This window comes from Pseudomonas sp. NPDC089996, from assembly GCF_044748405.1.
Taxonomy (GTDB): domain Bacteria; phylum Pseudomonadota; class Gammaproteobacteria; order Pseudomonadales; family Pseudomonadaceae; genus Aquipseudomonas.
The window spans coordinates 1-18,888 of the sequence record NZ_JBIVGA010000020.1; the positions used below are offsets into that span (position 1 = coordinate 1).

Consider the following 18,888-nt stretch of genomic DNA (forward strand, 5'->3'; position numbering starts at 1 on the left):
AGTTAAAGGCTCGTTTGCTCACATCCACTCTCGCTCTGCCAAATAGAACATATTCATTTCTTGCAGGCCGCGCGCTGTTCTTTGTAGGAGCGGCCTTGTGTCGCGAAAGGGCCGCAAAGCGGCCCCCAGCAATCCATGTGTTGACGCTGAGACCCTGGGGCCGCTTCGCGCCCCTTTCGCGACACAAGGCCGCTCCTACAAAAAGCCAGCCCGCACAGGGCCGGGCATTGCCTGCTGCAATCAGTCAAACGGGGCGACCTTGGTCGCCCCGCTCGGGTTTCACGCTTGCTTATTCCTGAGGAGCCTCTTCGGCGCCTGCAGCTTCGTCATCTGGCGCATCGGCCTCGACGCCCTCTTCGTCCGTCTCGATCAGTTCATCGAGCTCGTCCTCGGAAGGCTCCTGGATACGCTCCAGGCCTACCAGCGTTTCATCGCTGGCCAGCTTGATCAGGGTCACGCCCTGGGTGTTACGGCTCAGGCTGGACACCTCGCCAACCCGGGTACGCACCAAGGTGCCCTGGTCGGAAATCAGCATGATCTCCTCGCCTTCCTGCACCTGGATAGCACCGATCAGCAAGCCATTGCGGCCCTTGGTGCCCATGGCGATCACACCCTGGCCACCACGGCCACGACGCGGGAACTTGGACAGCGGCGTGCGCTTGCCAAAACCACGCTCGGAGGCGGTGAGGATCTGCGAACCGGATTCCGGGATCAGCATCGAAATGATCCGCTGGCCCTTGCCCAGCTTCATGCCGCGCACGCCACGGGCAGTACGGCCCATTTCGCGCACCACGCTCTCGGCGAAGCGAATGACCTTGCCCGCGTCGGAGAACATCATGACTTCCTTGGCGCCATCGGTGATCGCCGCGGCAATCAAGGTGTCGCCCTCTTTGAGCTTCAGCGCGATCAGGCCGTTGGAGCGCGGACGGGCGAACTGCACCAGCGGGGTCTTCTTGACGGTACCGGAGGCAGTCGCCATGAAGATGTACGCGCCGGTCGGCTCCGCCACCCACTCCAGGGTGTCGCCGTCTTCTTCGTCGACTTCTTCGGCCTCTACCAGCTCACCCTCGAGCACGGTGTCGTCAGCGTCTTCCAGTTCTTCGTCAAGGTCGGCGTTCTGCTGCAACGCTTCGAGGTCGATCTGCAGCATGGCGGTGATACGCTCACCTTCTTCCAGCGGCAGCAGGTTGACCAGCGGGCGACCACGGGCAGCGCGGGACGCTTCAGGGATTTCGTAGGTTTTCTTCCAGTACACCTTGCCCTTGCTGGAGAACAGCAACAGCGTGGCATGGCTGTTGGCGACCAGCAGGTGCTCGATGTAGTCCTCGTCCTTCACGCCGGTCGCCGACTTGCCTTTGCCGCCACGGCGCTGAGCCTGGTAAGCGGACAATGGCTGGGTCTTGGCATAACCGCCGTGGGAGATGGTCACCACGCGCTCTTCTTCCGGGATCATGTCGCCGTAGTTGAGGTCGTGGGTGGCATTGAGGATCTCGGTGCGACGGGCATCGCCGTATTCCGAACGGATCGCTTCGAGCTCTTCGCGGATCACTTCCATCAGACGCGTGGCGCTGCTGAGGATGCGGATCAGCTCGCCGATCTGCTCCAGGATCTCCTGGTACTCGGCCAGCAGCTTCTCGTGCTCCAGGCCGGTCAGGCGGTGCAGGCGCAGGTCCAGAATGGCCTGGGCCTGTTCCGGCGACAGGAAGTACTTGCCGTCATGCAGACCATACTGCTCCGGCAGGTCTTCAGGGCGGCAGGAGTCGGCGCCGGCGCGCTCGACCATGACCTGCACGGCGCTGGATTCCCACGGCGTGGACACCAGGGCTTCCTTGGCTTCGGACGGGGTCGGCGAGGCCTTGATCAGAGCGATGACCGGGTCGATGTTGGACAGTGCGACCGCCTGGCCTTCAAGGATATGGCCACGCTCACGGGCCTTGCGCAGCTCGAACACGGTACGCCGGGTCACCACTTCACGGCGGTGACGGACGAACGCCTCGAGCAGGTCCTTGAGGTTGAGCAGGCGCGGACGACCGTCGACCAGGGCAACCACGTTGATGCCGAACACGCTCTGCAGCTGGGTCTGCTGATAGAGGTTGTTGAGCACCACCTCCGGCACCTCGCCGCGACGCAGCTCGATGACGATGCGCATGCCGTCCTTGTCGGACTCGTCGCGCAGTTCGGTGATGCCTTCGATCTTCTTCTCTTTGACAAGCTCGGCGATCTTCTCGATCAGGCGCGCCTTGTTCAGCTGGTATGGCAGCTCGGTGACGACAATCTGCTGGCGGCCACCGACCTTGTCGATGTCTTCGATCTCGGAGCGGGCGCGCATGTAGATGCGGCCACGGCCGGTACGGTAGGCCTCGATGATGCCCTGGCGGCCGTTGATGATGCCGGCAGTCGGGAAGTCCGGGCCAGGGATGAACTGCATCAGCTCATCGATGGTGACTTCCGGGTTGTCGATCAGCGCCAGGCAACCGTCGATGACTTCACCGAGGTTGTGTGGCGGGATGTTGGTCGCCATGCCCACGGCGATACCGCTGGAACCGTTGACCAGCAGGTTGGGGATGCGGGTCGGCATGACCGCCGGGATCTGCTCGGTGCCGTCGTAGTTGGGCACCCAGTCGACGGTTTCCTTGTGCAGGTCGGCCAGCAGCTCGTGAGCCAGCTTGGTCATGCGCACTTCGGTATATCGCATGGCTGCGGCGTTGTCGCCGTCGACCGAACCGAAGTTGCCCTGGCCGTCGACCAGCAGGTAGCGCAGCGAGAACGGCTGGGCCATACGCACGATGGTGTCGTAGACCGCAGTGTCGCCGTGCGGGTGGTACTTACCGATCACGTCACCGACCACACGGGCGGATTTCTTGTACGGCTTGTTCCAGTCGTTGCCCAGCTCGCTCATCGCATAGAGGACGCGACGATGCACGGGCTTCAAGCCATCACGCGCATCGGGCAGCGCTCGCCCGACAATCACGCTCATCGCGTAGTCGAGGTAAGACTGTCTCAGTTCGTCTTCGATATTGACCGGGAGGATTTCTTTGGCCAGTTCGCCCATGAGAAGCCTGATTCCTTTTTCTGGTGAAACTTCGCAGCTCCATCAAGGGCCGAACGAAGCTCGCCGCCGCAGCGCAAAGGGGTGCGACGACTTACGACAAATCAATGAGTTGTTGCATGGATCTGCGCAATGAAGGCCGCCTTCGTGGGCGGTCTTGGAAACTGCCGGATGTTACCACAAAGGCGGGGCGGTGGGGAGAGCTGAACAGGAGTGCGCGGTCAATGTGGGAGCGGCCTTGTGTCGCGATAGGGCTGCGCAGCAGCCCCAGCAATTTTTGCCTCTTTGCTGGAATCCCGGGGCCGCTTTGCGACCCTTTCGCGACACGAGGCCGCTCCCACAAGGTACGCGTTCAGTGCAGGCGCTTGCGGCACATCAGCTGGGCCAGCTTGGCAGTATCCGGCCGCTCGACAATGCCACGCTCGGTGACGATCACGTCGATCAGGTCGGCCGGGGTCACGTCGAACACCGGGTTGAAGGCCTCGACCTGCGGCGCCACACGGGTTCCGGCGTAGTCCAGCAGCTCATCGGCTTCGCGCTCTTCCAGCGGAATGTCCTCGCCGGTGGCCAGGTTGAGGTCGATGCTGGTGCTCGGCGCCACCACCATGAAGCGCACGCCGTGGTGCATGGCACTGACGGCCAGCTGATAGGTGCCGATCTTGCCTGCCACGTCGCCGTTGGCCGCGACGCAGTCGGCGCCGACCACCACCCAGGTGATGCCCTTGGTCTTCATCAGGTGGGCCAGCGCCGAATCGGCGCACAGGGTCACCGGGATGCCTTCGTTGGCCAGCTCCCAGGCCGTCAGGCGCGAGCCTTGCAGCCAGGGGCGGGTCTCCCCGGCATACACCCGCTCGACCATGCCCTCCAGGTAACCGGCGCGAATCACCCCGAGGGCCGTGCCGATTCCACCACTGGCCAAGGCACCGGCATTGCCGTAGGTCAGCAAGGTCTGTTCATTGCCCTGGTGGCGACGGATCAGCTCGATGCCGTGCTGGGCCATGGTCAGGTTGGCTTCGCGGTCGCTTTCATGGATGGCGATCGCCTCGGCCTCCAGCGCTGCCAGCACGTCTTCTTCGCCGCGCACACGCAGCAGGCGCTCGCGCATGCGGTTCAGCGCCCAGAACAGGTTGGCCGCGGTGGGCCGGGCCTCGGCCAGGCTGAGAAAGTCGTCTTCCAGGTCCATTTCCCAGTCGCCGCCCTGGGCCAGGCGCTCTTCCACGGCCAGCACCAGGCCGTAGGCTGCGGCAATGCCAATGGCGGCAGCACCGCGCACGGCCATGTCACGGATCGCTGCCACTACCTGCGCGACATTGTCGCAGGTCAGCCAGCGTTCTTCCGACGGCAGCAGGCGCTGGTCGAGCAGGTGCAGGACGCCGCCTTGCCAGCGCATCCCGGTCACCTTCTCCGCCGCCAAAAGTCGCTCGCGCATTGCCTCTCCCCGTCGTTCGGATATCAAAAGCCGGCGATTATAGCGACCCTCGGCCGCAGACGCTCGGGTATACTGCGCCCCATTTGAAGTGCAAGTTCCAGAGGATTGTTCAATGAGCAACGTCGATCACGCCGAAATCGCCAAGTTCGAAGCCTTGGCCCACCGCTGGTGGGACCGTGAAAGCGAGTTCAAGCCGCTGCACGACATCAACCCGCTGCGCGTCAACTGGATTGACGAGCGTGTCGGCCTGGCTGGCAAGAAAGTGCTGGACGTCGGCTGCGGCGGCGGCATCCTCAGCGAGGCCATGGCCTTGCGCGGCGCTACCGTCACCGGCATCGACATGGGCGAGGCGCCACTAGCGGTTGCCCAGTTGCACCAGCTGGAGTCGGGCGTCGAGGTCGAATACAGGCAGATCACCGCCGAAGCCCTGGCCGAAGAGATGCCCGAACAGTTCGACGTGGTCACCTGCCTGGAGATGCTCGAGCACGTGCCCGACCCGTCCTCGGTCATCCGCGCCTGCTTCCGCATGGTCAAACCTGGCGGCCAGGTGTTCTTCTCGACCATCAACCGCAACCCCAAGGCCTACCTGCTGGCCATCGTCGGCGCCGAATACATCCTCAAGATGCTGCCGCGCGGCACCCACGACTTCAAGAAGTTCATCCGCCCGTCCGAGCTCGGCGCCTGGAGCCGGGTCGCCGGCCTCGAGGTCAAGGACATCATCGGCCTGACCTACAACCCGCTGACCAAGCACTACAAGCTGAGCAGCGACGTTGATGTCAACTACATGATCCAGACCCTGCGCGAGGAATGAGCATGCGTTTGCGAGCAGTACTCTTCGACATGGACGGCACCTTGCTCGACACGGCGCCAGACTTCATCGCCATCTGCCAGGCCATGCTCGCCGAGCGCGGCCTGCCGGCCATCGACGACCAGCTGATCCGCGACGTGATCTCCGGCGGCGCCCGCGCCATGGTCGCGGCGACCTTTGCCATGAGCCCGGACGCCGAGGGCTTCGAAGCCCTGCGCCTTGAGTTCCTCGAGCGCTACCAGCGTGACTGCGCGGTGCACAGCAAGCTCTTCGAGGGCATGGGCGAACTGCTGGCCGACATCGAGAAGGGCAACCTGCTGTGGGGCGTGGTGACCAACAAGCCGGTGCGCTTCGCCGAACCGATCATGCAGCGGCTGGGCCTGGCCGAGCGCTCTGCCCTGCTGATCTGCCCGGACCACGTGAAGAACAGCAAGCCCGACCCGGAGCCGCTGATCCTCGCCTGCAAGACCCTGGACCTGGACCCGGCCAGCGTACTGTTCGTCGGCGACGACCTGCGCGACATCGAGTCTGGCCGCGACGCCGGCACCCGCACGGCGGCAGTGCGCTACGGCTATATTCATCCAGAGGACAACCCGAACAACTGGGGCGCCGATGTGGTGGTGGACCACCCGCTGGAGCTGCGCAAGGTGATCGACAGCGCGCTGTGCGGCTGCTGAATACTGATCGACGTTCCGGACTGCACCCCTGTGTGGCGCTTACGAACTCGAAGGACAGAATCATGTTCGACTACATCGCTCGCCCCGGCCTGCTCGCTGGCCGCGTCATCCTGGTCACCGGTGCCGGCCGCGGCATCGGCGCTGCTGCCGCCAAGGCCTATGCCGCGCTGGGGGCCACCGTGCTGCTGCTGGGCAAGACCGAGGCCAACCTGAACGAGGTCTACGACCAGATCGAGGCGGCCGGCCACCCTCAGCCCGTGGTGATCCCGTTCAACCTGGAAACCGCCCTGCCCCACCAGTACGACGAGCTGGCGGTGATGATCGAGGAGCAGTTCGGACGCCTGGACGGCCTGCTCAACAACGCCTCGATCATCGGCCCTCGCACCCCGCTGGAGCAGTTGTCGGGCGATAACTTCATGCGCGTGATGCACATCAACGTCGATGCCACCTTCATGCTCACCAGCACCCTGCTGCCGCTGCTCAAGTTGTCGGAAGACGCCTCGGTGGTGTTCACCTCCAGCAGCGTCGGGCGCAAGGGCCGGGCGTACTGGGGGGCCTACGGGGTGTCGAAGTTCGCCACCGAAGGGCTGATGCAGACCCTGGCCGACGAACTGGAAGGCGTGGCGCCGGTACGCTCCAACAGCATCAACCCGGGCGCCACACGCACGGCGATGCGGGCGCAGGCTTACCCGAGCGAGAACCCGCAGAACAACCCGCTGCCGGAAGAGATCATGCCGGTGTATCTGTACCTGATGGGGCCAGATAGCAAGGCGGTCAACGGGCAGGCGTTCAACGCCCAGTAGGGCTGGAGACCGCCGGGGCCGCTTTGCGGCCCCAATGGCTTTCAGCCGGCGGCCAAGGCCGGGCGCAGGCGCCCTTGCTGGCGCCCCTCCAGCTGCATGCACCGCTCCAGGAACAGGTACATGCAGTCGTAGCTCTTGCACACCGCCTTGCGCAGCTCGTTGCGCAGGCCCAGGGTCGGGTTCTCGCCCGCCAGGGTGCAGATGATCTCCAGCGCCTCCCACGGGTGCGCATCATCATACTGGGCATGCATCTTCAGCCACTTCATCGCCCGCTTGCGAACGTCCTCCGGGAAGCCCATGGCATAGGTATCATCGGCGCACACCACTGCCGACCACTCGCCGGTCGCCCCCTCGATCGCATAGTTGGTCGCCGCCATGGCAATCGCCAGCGACTCGGTGCTGCACACGCGCCAGCACCAGTCGTTGAGGCCATTCAGTTCCGGCGGCACATCCTGCGCCTGCAGGTCGTGCAGGTGCACGCCATGGGCCTGGCACCAGTGCGCCCAGTAGTCGGCATGGTTGAGCTCGACGCGGATATTGCGCATCAGCCAGCGCCGCGCCATGTCCTCACCAGGGTGGCGGGCATAACGGGTCTTGGTCAGGTTATGGGCCATGTACAGGGAAAACTGCTCGACCACCGGCCAGCCACCGATCAGGTACTGGCGGATGGTCGACTGGCGCAGCTGGCCATCGCGCAAGCGCTGGTAGAACTCATGTTCCACCACTCGCCGCTTGCTCTCCCGGCAATCCTCGATCAGCTGCTGAGCCCATTGGGGGTAACTGGCCGGGTCCATCAAGGGCCCGATACGAACGAATGCATCAATCACTTTCAGCTCCTTGATCCTTGTGATTTTGCGGACGTATTTTCAGCGAAAAGTACCTGGCGCCCGATGCAGCAAGGGCCGCGCAGCAATCCGTTGGCGCTGCAGACTGTCACAGGTAAACACCTGCGGTCGTTCGATCAGGTAGCCCTGGGCGTAATCCACGCCGATTTCCTGCAAGGCCTGCTCGATCAACGGTGTTTCGACGAACTCGGCTATGGTCCGCTTGCCCATGACGTGGCCGATGTGATTGATCACCTCGACCATGGCACGGTTGACCGGGTCATCCAGCATATCTTTGACAAAACTTCCGTCGATCTTCAAGAAGTCCACGGGTAAATGTTTCAAATAGGCGAATGACGACATTCCGGCACAGAAGTCGTCCAGCGAGAACTTGCAACCCAGCCCCTTCAATTCGTTGATGAAGCGGATCGCACTGCCGAGGTTGGCGATGGCGCTGGTCTCGGTGATCTCGAAACAGATCAGCCGCGGCGGAATGGAATATTCGACGAACAGTCGCTGCAGGTAATCCAGGAACTTGTCATCACCGATGCTGGCACCCGAGAGATTGATTGCACAGATCGCCAGCGGCCCTTGCCGCTGCTCGTCCAGGCACTGGCGTATGACTTGGAACACGCTGCGCACCACCCAGCGGTCCAGCGCGGTCATCAAACCATAGCGCTCGGCGGCCGGGATGAAGCTGTCGGGCAGGATGGTGCGCCCACTCTCATCATGCAGGCGCAACAGGATCTCGATATGACTTGGACCGTCGATGGCCTTGAGCGGGGCGATTTCCTGGCAATAGAGACAGAAACGGTTTTCCTCCAGGGCCACATGAAGCCGCTGGATCCAGGCCATTTCACCGAAGCGCATGGACAATTCGCTGTCGTCGACATGGTACACCTGAACCCGATTGCGGCCCTTCTCCTTGGCCATGTAGCACGCCATGTCTGCCGCCCGCAGCGAGGCCTCCAGGGTGCCCGGCGCCTGAGCCATGTGCACCAGCCCGATACTGACAGTGGTGACGAACGGCCTGCCCTTCCACACGAAGTGCAGGCTCTGCACAGCCTGGCGCAGGGTTTCGGCGATCCGCTCGGCTTGATCGGCCGGGCAGTTCTCCAGCAGCACGCCGAACTCGTCGCCGCCCAGGCGGGCCAGGGTATCGCCCTCGCGCAACCCGGACTGCAGCACCGCGCAGATGTGCCTGAGCAGCTCGTCGCCAGCCGCATGGCCGCAGGTATCATTGACCAGCTTGAACTGGTCGAGGTCGAGGAACATCAGCGAATGGCGCCCGGCCTGGCGCATCAGGCCATTGAGCGCCTGCTCCAGGCGGTATTCGAACTCACGGCGGTTGGCCAGCCCGGTCAGGGCGTCGTGGGTCGCCTGCCATGACAGGTTGGCGATGTACTGCCGCTCCTGGGTCATGTCGTGCAGGACCAGCACGATCCCGGCCACCTGCCCGTCGTTGATGATCGGCGAGCCGACCAGGTTGATCGATACGGTGCTGCCATCCAGGCGCTGGATCAACCGCGCATGCTCCGCGCCGCTCTTGAGGCTGCCACTGAGCACCTGCTCGACCAGCGGGCAGCCAGCGCCGTCGTCCTGCTCCTCGAGCAACTTGAACAACGCCCCCAGCGGCAAGCCCAGCGCCTCGGCGCCCTGCCAGTGGGTCAATTGCTCGGCGGCGGGGTTCATATAGCCGATGTTGCCCTCGACGTCGGCGGTGATTACCGCATCACCAATGGCTTCGAGGGTGATCTGTGCACGCTCCCGTTCTTCCTGCAGGGCACTGGCAAACGCCTGACGCTGGGCCAGCAGCTTGCTCGAACGGCGCCAGGCAATGGCGATGAGGAACAGCGCCGTCAGCAGGTTGGTGACCAGCAGCACCCGCAGCAACATGCGCGAGCCTTCACCCAGGGCATCGCTGAAAGCCTTGGCCGCTGGCGTGACGCCTTCGTTGATGGCGACGATGCGGCCCTTCCACTCGCTGAGCCGCCCGGCGCCGACCAGCCCACCGGCAAAGCCATCACGCATTTCGCTGGCCAGTACATCGAGCTTGGCCAGGTAGCCATCCCCGATGTTCCAGTATTCGATCGCCGTCTGCATGTAGCTGATCTGGCGGAAGTTGCGGTAGAACCAGATGATGCGGTCAACATCGTCAGGGTGGTTGCCGCCCTGCAACACGGCCAGGCGGGCACCCTCCAGGTCCGGGCTGGCCTGGTCGAGCAGCTCGCGCAGCTCGTGGTCGCCCTGGGGCACGCTCATGGCCTGGCGATAGCGCTGGTAGGTACGCTCGTCGCGGTCATCGGCGTACAGGTTGAGGTAGTAGATGGCGTCTTTCTGCGCCTTCGACCAGAGGCTTTCGCCGGCCACATAGGCACGGACCGCCGACAATGCATAAAGGCTGAGGCTACCCAGCAACACCTGGAACATGACAACGGCGATGAAGGGCCAGATGATACCTACCAACCTTGGCGCTTCTTGAGTGCGATTTCCCTTCATTTAGTCCCTGTCGCAGAGCAGATAAGACTTCGAATCAACCCAGACAAGCACAGCGTAGGCCATTTGCCATCTGCACGGCGGGGAATTTTCTCAGTCGTTCACGTCTGCTGCAGGTGACCATAGAGCTTGGCGTACAAACCACCCTCGGCAATCAGCTGCTGATGGTCGCCATCTTCGGCCACATGCCCGCCATCGAATACCAGCACCCGGTCGGCCTGTTTCACTGCCGACAAGCGGTGGGCGATGATAAGCGTGGTGCGGCCACTGAGGAAACGTGCCAATGCCTGATGCAGGTTGTACTCGGTGGCGGCATCCAGCGCCGAGGTGGCCTCATCCAGTATCACTACCTTGGGCTCGGCCAGGACCATGCGGGCAATCGCCAGGCGCTGGCGCTGGCCACCGGACAGGCGCACCCCCGAGCGGCCGACCACGCTGTCCAGCCCTTGCGGCAAGGCGGCGATGGTGGCGTCCAGCTGGGCGATACGCAGTGCCTGCCAGCAGGCCTCGTCGCTGCATTCGCGGCCCATGGTCAGGTTGGCGCGCACGGTGTCGTTGAACAGTGACGGGTGCTGCAGCACCACCGCCACGTTTTCGCGCAGCGTCTCGAGGCCGATTTCCTGCAGGCTGGCACCGCCGAAGCGGATGGTCCCGGCCTGGGCGCTGTACAGGCCCAGCAGCAATTGCACCAGGGTGCTCTTGCCGCCACCACTGGCACCGACAATGGCCACTTTTTCACCGGGGGCGATGGCCAGGTTCAACTGGTCGAGTACCGGCTCGTCGGCATAGGCAAAGCGCAGGTCACGCACCTCGATGCCCACCGTCTCGCGGCCGGCAAACGGGTCGGTGGCTGCCGGATACTGCGGCTCGTCCGCTCGCGACAGCAGCTCGTTGAGCCGGCTCAGCGCACCGCCGGCGGCGTAGTAGGCGTATTGCAGGTTGAGCAACTGCTCCACCGGGCCAATCATGAACCACAGGTAGCTGAACACCGCCAGCATCTGGCCGATCGACAGGTCGGAGAACAGCACGGTCAGCATCGCCGCCGCGCGGAAGATATCGATACCGAACTGGAACAGCAGGCCACTGGCACGGCCACTGGCATCGCTCTTCCATTGCGACTCCACGGCATAGTCGCGCACTTCGCGGGCACGCAGGCCAAGGCGCCCGAGGAAGTAGCCCTGGCGATTGCCGGCGCGGATTTCCTGGATGGCATCCAGGGTTTCGGACAGTGCCTGGGTAAAGCGCGCGGTGCTGTCGTTCTCGAGTTTCTTCAGGTGCTTGACACGCTTGCCCAACTGCACGGTGAAGTAGATCACCAGCGGGTTGAACAACAGGATCAGCAACGCCAGCTGCCAGTGCATCCAGAGCAGGATCGCCGCCGTGCCGGTGAGCGTCAGCATGGCTACCAGGAAGCGGCTCAGGGTTTCGCCGACGAACTTGTCCAGGGTATCCAGGTCGGTGACCAGATGCGTGGTCACGGTGCCGCTGCCCAGGCTTTCGTATTCCTTGAGCGAGATGCGCTTGAGGCGCTCGATCAGGCGAATGCGCAGCCGGTAAACGATGTCCTTGGCCAACCCGGCAAACAGCTTGGCCTGCACCACGTTGAAGGCCAGTGCCGCCAGGCGCAGGCACAGCGTGGCCACCAGCATCAGGCCGATGTAGCCGGCTGCCACCTGCCAGCCGCTCGGCAGCAGGTTGTTCATCCATTTCAGTGCGGCATCACCGTGGCCCAGCAGCACTTCGTCGACCAGCAACGGCAGCAACAACGGGATCGGCACGCTGCAGCAGGCCGCCAGCACGGCAATCAGGTTGGCGGTCCAGAGGTTTTTCTTGTGATGCAGGGCCAGGCGGCGGATTTCTGCCCAGCTCAGACGATCGGACACAGCGGCGGGCTTCCCTGGTACAGGGTCTGGCGACCCTGGCAGGTCAAGCACAGACGGCCTGCTGCAGCCAGCGGCCAAGCAGCGGTTGCAGGTTGCCCAGCGGCTGGTAGCCGTTGGTCAGCAAGGCCAGCTGGCCATTGCGCTCGGCCAGCAGGGTCGGAAAGCCGGCAATGCCAAGGTCTTGCGCCCAGCTGAAATCGGCTGCGGTGGTGGCGCGGATGTCCTGGCTGGCGAACTGCTGAGCGAAGTGTTCGCGGTCGAAACCGGCCTGTTCGGCCAATTCGACCAACTGCGGGGCGCGGGTGACATCCACGCCCTGCTCGTAGAACGAACGCTGGATCAGCGCCAGCAGCGGCCAGACACGTTCAGCGTCCAGCGCGCGGGCAGTGACCAGGGCACGGCAAGCCGGCTCGGTGTCGTAGACAAAGCCGTCAGGCATGGCACCGTCGAAACGGAACGGCTGCCCGGTGGCGTCGGCCACCGCCTGCCAATGCTCGAGGATGTACTTGCGGGTCGAGCCATCCAGCGCACTGCCGCCGCTGCGCAGGCCGCCCACCACCAACCGGGTGCTGACGCCCGCCTCGGCGGCCTGTGCGACCAGGGCCGCGGCCACTGGTGCGAACCCCCAGCACCAGGAGCACATCGGGTCCATCACATAGATCAGGCGGGCAGTCATGGCTCAAGCCTCGGCTTTGTAGTTGTAACCAATCGGGTGCGGCTGGTTGCGGGCCTTGGCCAGCTCGATCTGCTTCTGCCGGTCGATGGCACTGCGCCGGGTCTTCTCGCTCAGGGTGTCCCAGCAGTGCGGGCAGCTCACGCCTGGCGAGTAATGCTCGGACTCGCGGTCCTTGGCGTCGACCGGGTGGCGGCAGGCATGGCACTGGTCGTACTCGCCTTCGCTCAGGTCATGGCGCACCGTGACGCGGTTGTCGAAGACGAAGCAGTCGCCGTCCCACAGGCTTTCTTCCTGAGGTACTTCCTCGAAGTACTTCAGGATGCCACCTTTAAGATGATAGACCGACTCGAAGCCTTCACCGAGCATGTAGCTGGAAGCTTTTTCGCAACGGATGCCACCGGTGCAGAACATCGCGACCTTCTTGTGCTTGCTCGGGTCGAAGTTGGCCTTGATGTAGTCGGGGAACTCGCGGAAGGTCTCGGTCTTGGGGTCGATGGCGCCCTTGAAGGTGCCGATGGCCACTTCGTAGTCGTTGCGGGTGTCGATCAGCAGGACTTCGGGGTCGTTGATCAGGGCGTTCCAGTCCTTGGGCTCGACATAGGTGCCGACGGCCTGGTTCGGGTCGACGCCCGGCACGCCGAGGGTGACGATCTCTTTCTTGAGCTTGACCTTGGTGCGGTAGAACGGCTGTTCGTCGCAGTAGGATTCCTTGTGGTCGACATCGACCAGGCGCGGGTCGTTGCGCAGCCAGGCGAGCAGGCCGTCGATGCCTTCGCGGGTGGCCGAGACGGTGCCGTTGATGCCTTCGTGGGCCAGCAGCAAGGTGCCTTTGACGCCGTTGTCGAGCATGGCCTTGAGCAGCGGCTCACGCAGCTCGACGTAGTCTTCCAGGGTGACGAACTTGTATAGCGCCGCCACGACGATAGCTTGGGACATGTAACAGACTCTCCAGTGGTTGCCCTCGTAAGGGGCGGACCGGGTTGACATAAAAAGCATGGGGGCGCTTTGCGCCCCTTTCGCGACACAAGGCCGCTCCTACAGGGGAATGCGAATTCCTGTGGGAGCGGCCTTGTGTCGCGAAAGGGCCGCAAAGCGGCCCCCGGATTTTGCAGGATTGTACCAGAACGACGGAAAGGATTCAGTGCCCGCCGCCAGCGCACACCGGCGAGGCCGGTGCCACGCCCACCTTGGCCCACTCCTCGGCGGTGTAGGTGTGGATCGCCAGGGCGTGGATCTCGCCCATCAGCTCACCCATGGTGGCGTAGACCTTCTGGTGACGCTTGACGCTGTTGAGCCCGGCGAACTGCTCGCTGACGATCACCGCCTTGTAGTGGGTTTCCTGGCCACGGCTGTGCATGTGGCTTTCGTTGAGCACTTCAAGGTGTTGCGGGGCCAGCGTGGCCAGTTGCTGCTCGATGCGTTGCTGCATGCTCATCGGCTACCACTCACTTCTTGGCCGGGGCGGCGGCCTTGCCTGCGTTCGGGTCCAGCTCCTTGGTCATGTCTTCGAGCAGCTTGTTGACCACCGGCACCGCAGGTTCCAGGCTGGACTGGGTCAGCTGGGCCGACTGCTGGGTGACTTTCGGCATCTGGGTCAGGACTTTCTTGCCCAACGGCGACTCGTAGAACTTGACCAGGTCCTTGAGCTCCTGCTCGGTGAAGGTCTGGGTGTACAGGTCGACCATCTTCGGCTTCAGCTTGCTCCAGCCGATGGCTCCGTCCAGCGCGGCGTTGGCCTTGGCCTGGTAGCTCTCCAGCACGGCCTGCTTGCTGGCCGGGGCCTTGGTCTGGGCGAAGCGCTGGGCGAACATCTGCTGGACCTGCATGTACACCGGGGTGCCCAGCTTGTCGGCGTGGGCCAGGGTCAGGAATTTCTCGGCGGCAGCGTTGTGGCTGGCGGTGGCAGCGAGTACCTGGCCGCTGGCACAGGCCAGGGCTACGGCAGCACAGAGGACACGGAGACGGGTCATTGCATTTCCTTCAAGGAGGGGGAGGCGGTACCTCAGAGTAGAGCATTCTGCTCCCGCAGGGGCGCAGCGCTCAAGTGGCACGACGAGCGAATGAACCGCTCGCACGCATGAGGGCCTAAACTGCTGATTCTGACTGACAAAGGAGTGAACGCAGCATGAGCCGTATCGAGACAGACAGCCTGGGCCCGGTCGAAGTTCCTGAGGACGCCTACTGGGGCGCACAGACCCAGCGCTCGCTGATCAACTTTGCCATTGGCAAGGAACGCATGCCGCTCGCGGTGCTGCACGCCCTGGCACTCATCAAGAAAGCCGCCGCGCGGGTCAACGACCGCAACGGCGACTTGCCCGCCGACATCGCCCGGCTGATCGAACAGGCCGCCGACGAAGTGCTCGACGGCGAACATGACGACCAGTTCCCGCTGGTGGTCTGGCAGACCGGCAGCGGCACCCAGAGCAACATGAACGTCAACGAGGTGATCGCCGGGCGCGCCAACGAACTGGCCGGCAAGGGCCGTGGCGGCAAAGCGCCGGTGCACCCCAACGACCACGTCAACCGCTCGCAGAGCTCCAATGACTGCTTCCCCACCGCCATGCACATTGCCGCTGCCCAGGCGGTGCATGGCAAACTGCTGCCGGCAATTGCCGAGCTGTCGGCGGGGCTGGCCGAGCTGTCGGCGCGCCACAGCAAGCTGGTCAAGACCGGTCGCACGCACATGATGGACGCGACGCCGATCACCTTCGGCCAGGAAGTCTCGGCTTTCGTCGCCCAGCTCGACTACGCCCAGCGTGCCATCCGCGCCACCTTGCCGGCGGTGTGCGAACTGGCCCAGGGCGGCACGGCCGTCGGCACCGGGCTGAACGCCCCGCATGGTTTTGCCGAAGCCGTGGCCGCCGAACTGGCCGCCCTCTCCGGCCTGCCTTTCATCACTGCCCCCAACAAGTTCGCCGCCCTCGCCGGCCATGAGCCGCTGACCAGCCTGGCCGGTGCGCTGAAGACCCTGGCGGTGGCGCTGATGAAGATCGCCAACGACCTGCGCCTGCTCGGCTCCGGCCCGCGTGCGGGGCTGGCCGAAGTACGCCTGCCGGCCAACGAGCCGGGCAGCTCGATCATGCCCGGCAAGGTCAACCCGACCCAGTGCGAAGCGCTGTCGATGTTGGCCTGCCAAGTATTGGGCAACGACGCGGCAATCGGCTTTGCCGCCAGCCAGGGGCACCTGCAGCTGAACGTGTTCAAGCCGGTGATCATCCACAACCTGCTGCAGTCGGTCGAACTGCTGGCCGATGGCTGCCGCAACTTCCAGCAACACTGCGTGGCCGGGATCGAGCCGGATGCCGAGCAGATGGCGGCGCACCTGGAACGTGGGCTGATGCTGGTGACGGCGCTTAACCCGCACATTGGCTATGACAAGGCGGCGGAGATTGCCAAGAAGGCCTACAGCGAGGGCAAGACCTTGCGCGAGGCGGCGCTGGAGCTGAAGTACCTGACCAATGAGCAGTTCGACCAGTGGGTAAGGCCGGAAAACATGCTGGCGCCTGGCGGCAAAGGCTGACTCTGCCAGCCGTCAATACCCGGCCAATGTGGGAGCGGCCTTGCGTCGCGAAAGGGGCGCGCAGCGGCCCCAGGATTTCAGCTGCACCGCGAGATTGTCGGGGCCGCCTTGCGGCCCTTTCGCGACGCAAGGCCGCTCCCACAAAGTGCGCGCAATGCTATGCCAACCGTGCCCTTCTGGCCTTCCAACCGGCCACCAGCGAAGGCCCCAAGGCCACCAGGCTCGACCCCGCCACCACCGTCACCGCCCCCACATACCCCAGCGCATTGATGTCTTCGGCCTGCACATACTCCGGCCACACCACCGCCGCCAGCGCCACCGCGACGAAGGTCACCAGCGGCGTCAACGCCAGCGTGGCACTGACCCGCGACGCCTCCCAATGCGCCAGCGCCTCGGCAAACGCGCCATAGGCCACCAGGGTGTTCAGGCAGCAGGCCAGCAACAGCCAGCCTTGCACCGGTGTCAGCTGCAGCGCCTCCAGCGGGTGTACCCAAGGCGTCAGCAGGGCAACGCAACTGAGGTAGATGACCATCATCACCTGCTGCGAATGCCACACCGTCAGCAGCTGCTTCTGGCTCAGCGCGTAGAACACCCAGATGCTGGTCGCCAGCAGCACGGTCAGCACACCGGTGGTGTAGGCCCCCAGCGAGGTCAGCAGCTCTTCCAGGCGCTGGTTGAAAAACAGCGCGAAACCCACCAACAGCACCAGCAAGCCGATGCCCTGCCCCAGGCTGAAGTGCTCCTTGAACACGAACACGCTGGCCACCAGCAACAGCACCGGACCCATCTGCACCACCAGCTGGGCGGTACCTGGGCTGAGCAAGTTGAGGCCGATCAGGTAAAGCACATAGTTGCCCATCAGGCCGAACACCGCCACGGCCACCAGGCACTTGCCCTTGGGTGCCAGTTTGCCGAACGACGGCAGACGCCGCTGTGCGGCCAGCCAGGCGAACAGCAAGCCGCCGGAAACCACCAGGCGGTACCAGGTAACGGTCAGCGGGTCGACCACCTGCAGCACCTGCTTGAGTTTGATCGGCAGGATGCCCCAGAGCAGCGCGGTCAGCAGCGCCAGGAACAGGCCGTAGCCCCAACGGCCGGAAGTTGTGTGCATACAGTCCTCGAACAAGCCCTTGATGGCGGTAATCGGATTCTAAGGGCTTGGAGTACCGGGCCGGAGGAAAATGCCGGGAAATAAATTCATCGGGTCATTCCCTCACGGCATGCCTGGTCACTTCTTGTGCCTGGCGAACGCCGCCTCAAGTGCCTCGTTGATGGTGCGCAGCACCTTCACCCGCGCCCAGCGCTTGTCGTTCGCTTCGACCAACGTCCATGGGGCGATCTCGGTGCTGGTACGGTCGACCATGTCGCCCACGGCATCGACATACAGGTCCCACTTGTCGCGGTTGCGCCAGTCGTCCTCGGTGATCTTGTAACGCTTGAACGGGATCTGCTCGCGTTCTTCGAAGCGTTCCAGCTGTGTCTGCTGGTCGATCGCCAGCCAGAACTTGACCACCACGACGCCTGCATTCACCAGTTGCTCTTCGAAATCATTGATTTCGCTATAGGCCCGCATCCAGTCGGCCGGGCTGCAGAAACCTTCCACCCGCTCCACCAACACCCGGCCGTACCAGGAACGGTCGAAGATGGTGAATTTGCCACGCGCCGGGATGTGCCGCCAGAAGCGCCACAGGTACGGCTGCGCACGCTCCTCCTCGGTAGGCGCGGCGATCGGCACGATGCGGTACTGCCGTGGGTCGAGCGCGGCGGCGACGCGGCGGATGGCACCGCCCTTGCCCGCCGCATCATTGCCCTCGAACGCTGCCACCAAGGCATGCCGGCGCATGTGCTTGTGGCGCAGCAGGCCCGCCAGCCGGGCCTGCTCGGTGACCAGCTGCTCCTGGTAGTCGTGTTTGTCCAGGCGCAGGGTCATGTCCAGCGCACCCAACAGGTTGCGCTGGTCGATGCTGCGCCCAAGCGGGGCGATATTGCCCTGGTGCTTGCCCTTGGGGTTGACGGCCAGTGCGGCCTGCAGGCTTTCGAGCAGGATGCGGCCCACGGCCAGGCTACGGTAGTGCGGATCGGCGCCTTCGACCACATGCCAGGGCGCGTAGTCGCGGCTGGTGCGACGCAGCACACGCTCGCCGAAGCGCACGAAGCGGTCGTAGGTTTGCGACTGCTGCCAGTCCAGCGGGCTGATCTTCCAGCTGTGCAGCGGGTCGTCCTTGAGTGACTTCAGGCGCGACTTCATCTGCTTCTTCGACAGATGGAACCAGAACTTGATGATCAGCGCACCTTCGTCGCAGAGCATCTGCTCCAGGCGCTCGGCCCCGGCGATGGCCTGGTCGAGCACGGCGTCCTTGAACACCCCATGCACCCGGCCCTGAAGCATCTGGCTGTACCAGTTGCCGAAGAACACGCCCATCCGCCCCTTGGGCGGCAGTGCCCGCCAGTAGCGCCAGGCCGGTGGCCGGGCCAGTTCTTCGTCGGTCTGCTGGTCGAAGGTGAGCACGTCGATCATGCGCGGGTCCATCCACTCGTTGAGCAGCTTGACCGTTTCGCCCTTGCCGGCGCCTTCGACGCCATTGATCAGCACGATCACCGGGAAACGCGCCTGCTGCTTGAGTTCGTACTGAGCTTCGAGCAGCGCCTCGCGCAGGGCGGGGACTTCTGCTTCGTAGGTTTCCTTGTCGATGCTGTGACCGATTTCCGCAGATTCGAACATT

At 64.0% G+C, this 18,888-nt stretch carries 15 protein-coding genes; 4 read left to right on the top strand and 11 right to left on the bottom strand.

The genetic code is table 11. The annotated features are described in order from the left end of the window. Positions 1–289: 289 nt before the first annotated feature. Together gyrA and mtnA are read right to left on the bottom strand one after the other, a co-directional pair. A complete protein-coding gene (gene gyrA, locus ACIPW4_RS24685) occupies positions 290–3,052 on the bottom strand; it encodes a DNA gyrase subunit A (protein WP_400662584.1) in 2,763 nt (920 codons plus the stop codon). A gap of 349 nt (positions 3,053–3,401) precedes the next feature. Next, positions 3,402–4,478: an S-methyl-5-thioribose-1-phosphate isomerase gene (gene mtnA / locus ACIPW4_RS24690; RefSeq protein WP_400662587.1), complete on the bottom strand. Its 1,077-nt coding sequence runs from the start codon at positions 4,476–4,478 to the stop codon at positions 3,402–3,404. 112 nt (positions 4,479–4,590) lie between these two features. Between mtnA and ubiG the strand changes: the two genes are divergently transcribed. The 3 genes from ubiG to ACIPW4_RS24705 all read left to right on the top strand — a co-directional run bounded on the left by ubiG (position 4,591) and on the right by ACIPW4_RS24705 (position 6,766). After that, positions 4,591–5,289 (top strand): bifunctional 2-polyprenyl-6-hydroxyphenol methylase/3-demethylubiquinol 3-O-methyltransferase UbiG, encoded by a 699-nt coding sequence (gene ubiG / locus ACIPW4_RS24695; RefSeq protein WP_400662589.1) that lies wholly within the window; start codon positions 4,591–4,593, stop codon positions 5,287–5,289. Positions 5,290–5,291: 2 nt separating this feature from the next. Further along, positions 5,292–5,963, top strand: coding sequence for an N-acetylmuramic acid 6-phosphate phosphatase MupP (gene mupP / locus ACIPW4_RS24700; protein WP_400662592.1), 672 nt, complete (start codon positions 5,292–5,294; stop codon positions 5,961–5,963). A 62-nt stretch (positions 5,964–6,025) separates the two neighbouring features. Further along, positions 6,026–6,766, top strand: coding sequence for a YciK family oxidoreductase (locus tag ACIPW4_RS24705; RefSeq protein WP_400662595.1), 741 nt, complete (start codon positions 6,026–6,028; stop codon positions 6,764–6,766). Between the two features lie 41 nt (positions 6,767–6,807). Here ACIPW4_RS24705 and ACIPW4_RS24710 read toward each other — a convergent pair whose 3' ends face one another. The 7 genes from ACIPW4_RS24710 to ACIPW4_RS24740 form a co-directional block, all read right to left on the bottom strand. Next, positions 6,808–7,593 carry a TenA family transcriptional regulator gene (locus ACIPW4_RS24710; protein ID WP_400662597.1) on the bottom strand — a complete coding sequence of 262 codons (786 nt, stop codon included), beginning with the start codon at positions 7,591–7,593 and terminating at the stop codon, positions 6,808–6,810. 39 nt (positions 7,594–7,632) lie between these two features. Beyond that, positions 7,633–10,089 (bottom strand): EAL domain-containing protein, encoded by a 2,457-nt coding sequence (locus ACIPW4_RS24715; protein ID WP_400662600.1) that lies wholly within the window; start codon positions 10,087–10,089, stop codon positions 7,633–7,635. A 98-nt stretch (positions 10,090–10,187) separates the two neighbouring features. Then, positions 10,188–12,020, bottom strand: coding sequence for an ABC transporter ATP-binding protein (locus ACIPW4_RS24720; RefSeq protein WP_400662602.1), 1,833 nt, complete (start codon positions 12,018–12,020; stop codon positions 10,188–10,190). Further along, a complete protein-coding gene (locus ACIPW4_RS24725) occupies positions 12,013–12,645 on the bottom strand; it encodes a DsbA family protein (RefSeq protein WP_400662605.1) in 633 nt (210 codons plus the stop codon). Before ACIPW4_RS24725 ends, ACIPW4_RS24720 begins: the two co-directional genes overlap by 8 nt. Before the next feature lie 3 nt (positions 12,646–12,648). Further along, entirely contained in the window at positions 12,649–13,581 is a 933-nt protein-coding gene (locus tag ACIPW4_RS24730; RefSeq protein ID WP_400662608.1) for a rhodanese-related sulfurtransferase, read from the bottom strand. Positions 13,582–13,783: 202 nt separating this feature from the next. Continuing rightward, positions 13,784–14,080: a BolA family protein gene (locus ACIPW4_RS24735; RefSeq protein ID WP_400662611.1), complete on the bottom strand. Its 297-nt coding sequence runs from the start codon at positions 14,078–14,080 to the stop codon at positions 13,784–13,786. A gap of 10 nt (positions 14,081–14,090) precedes the next feature. Continuing rightward, entirely contained in the window at positions 14,091–14,615 is a 525-nt protein-coding gene (locus tag ACIPW4_RS24740) for a DUF2059 domain-containing protein (RefSeq protein ID WP_400662613.1), read from the bottom strand. A gap of 155 nt (positions 14,616–14,770) precedes the next feature. Between ACIPW4_RS24740 and ACIPW4_RS24745 the strand changes: the two genes are divergently transcribed. Then, positions 14,771–16,165 carry a class II fumarate hydratase gene (locus ACIPW4_RS24745; RefSeq protein WP_400662616.1) on the top strand — a complete coding sequence of 465 codons (1,395 nt, stop codon included), beginning with the start codon at positions 14,771–14,773 and terminating at the stop codon, positions 16,163–16,165. 157 nt (positions 16,166–16,322) lie between these two features. Here the strand turns inward: ACIPW4_RS24745 and ACIPW4_RS24750 are convergent, their stop codons facing one another. Further along, positions 16,323–17,276: a DMT family transporter gene (locus tag ACIPW4_RS24750; protein WP_400662619.1), complete on the bottom strand. Its 954-nt coding sequence runs from the start codon at positions 17,274–17,276 to the stop codon at positions 16,323–16,325. A 117-nt stretch (positions 17,277–17,393) separates the two neighbouring features. Next, a complete protein-coding gene (pap, locus tag ACIPW4_RS24755; RefSeq protein ID WP_400662621.1) occupies positions 17,394–18,887 on the bottom strand; it encodes a polyphosphate:AMP phosphotransferase in 1,494 nt (497 codons plus the stop codon). Position 18,888 lies beyond the last annotated feature (1 nt).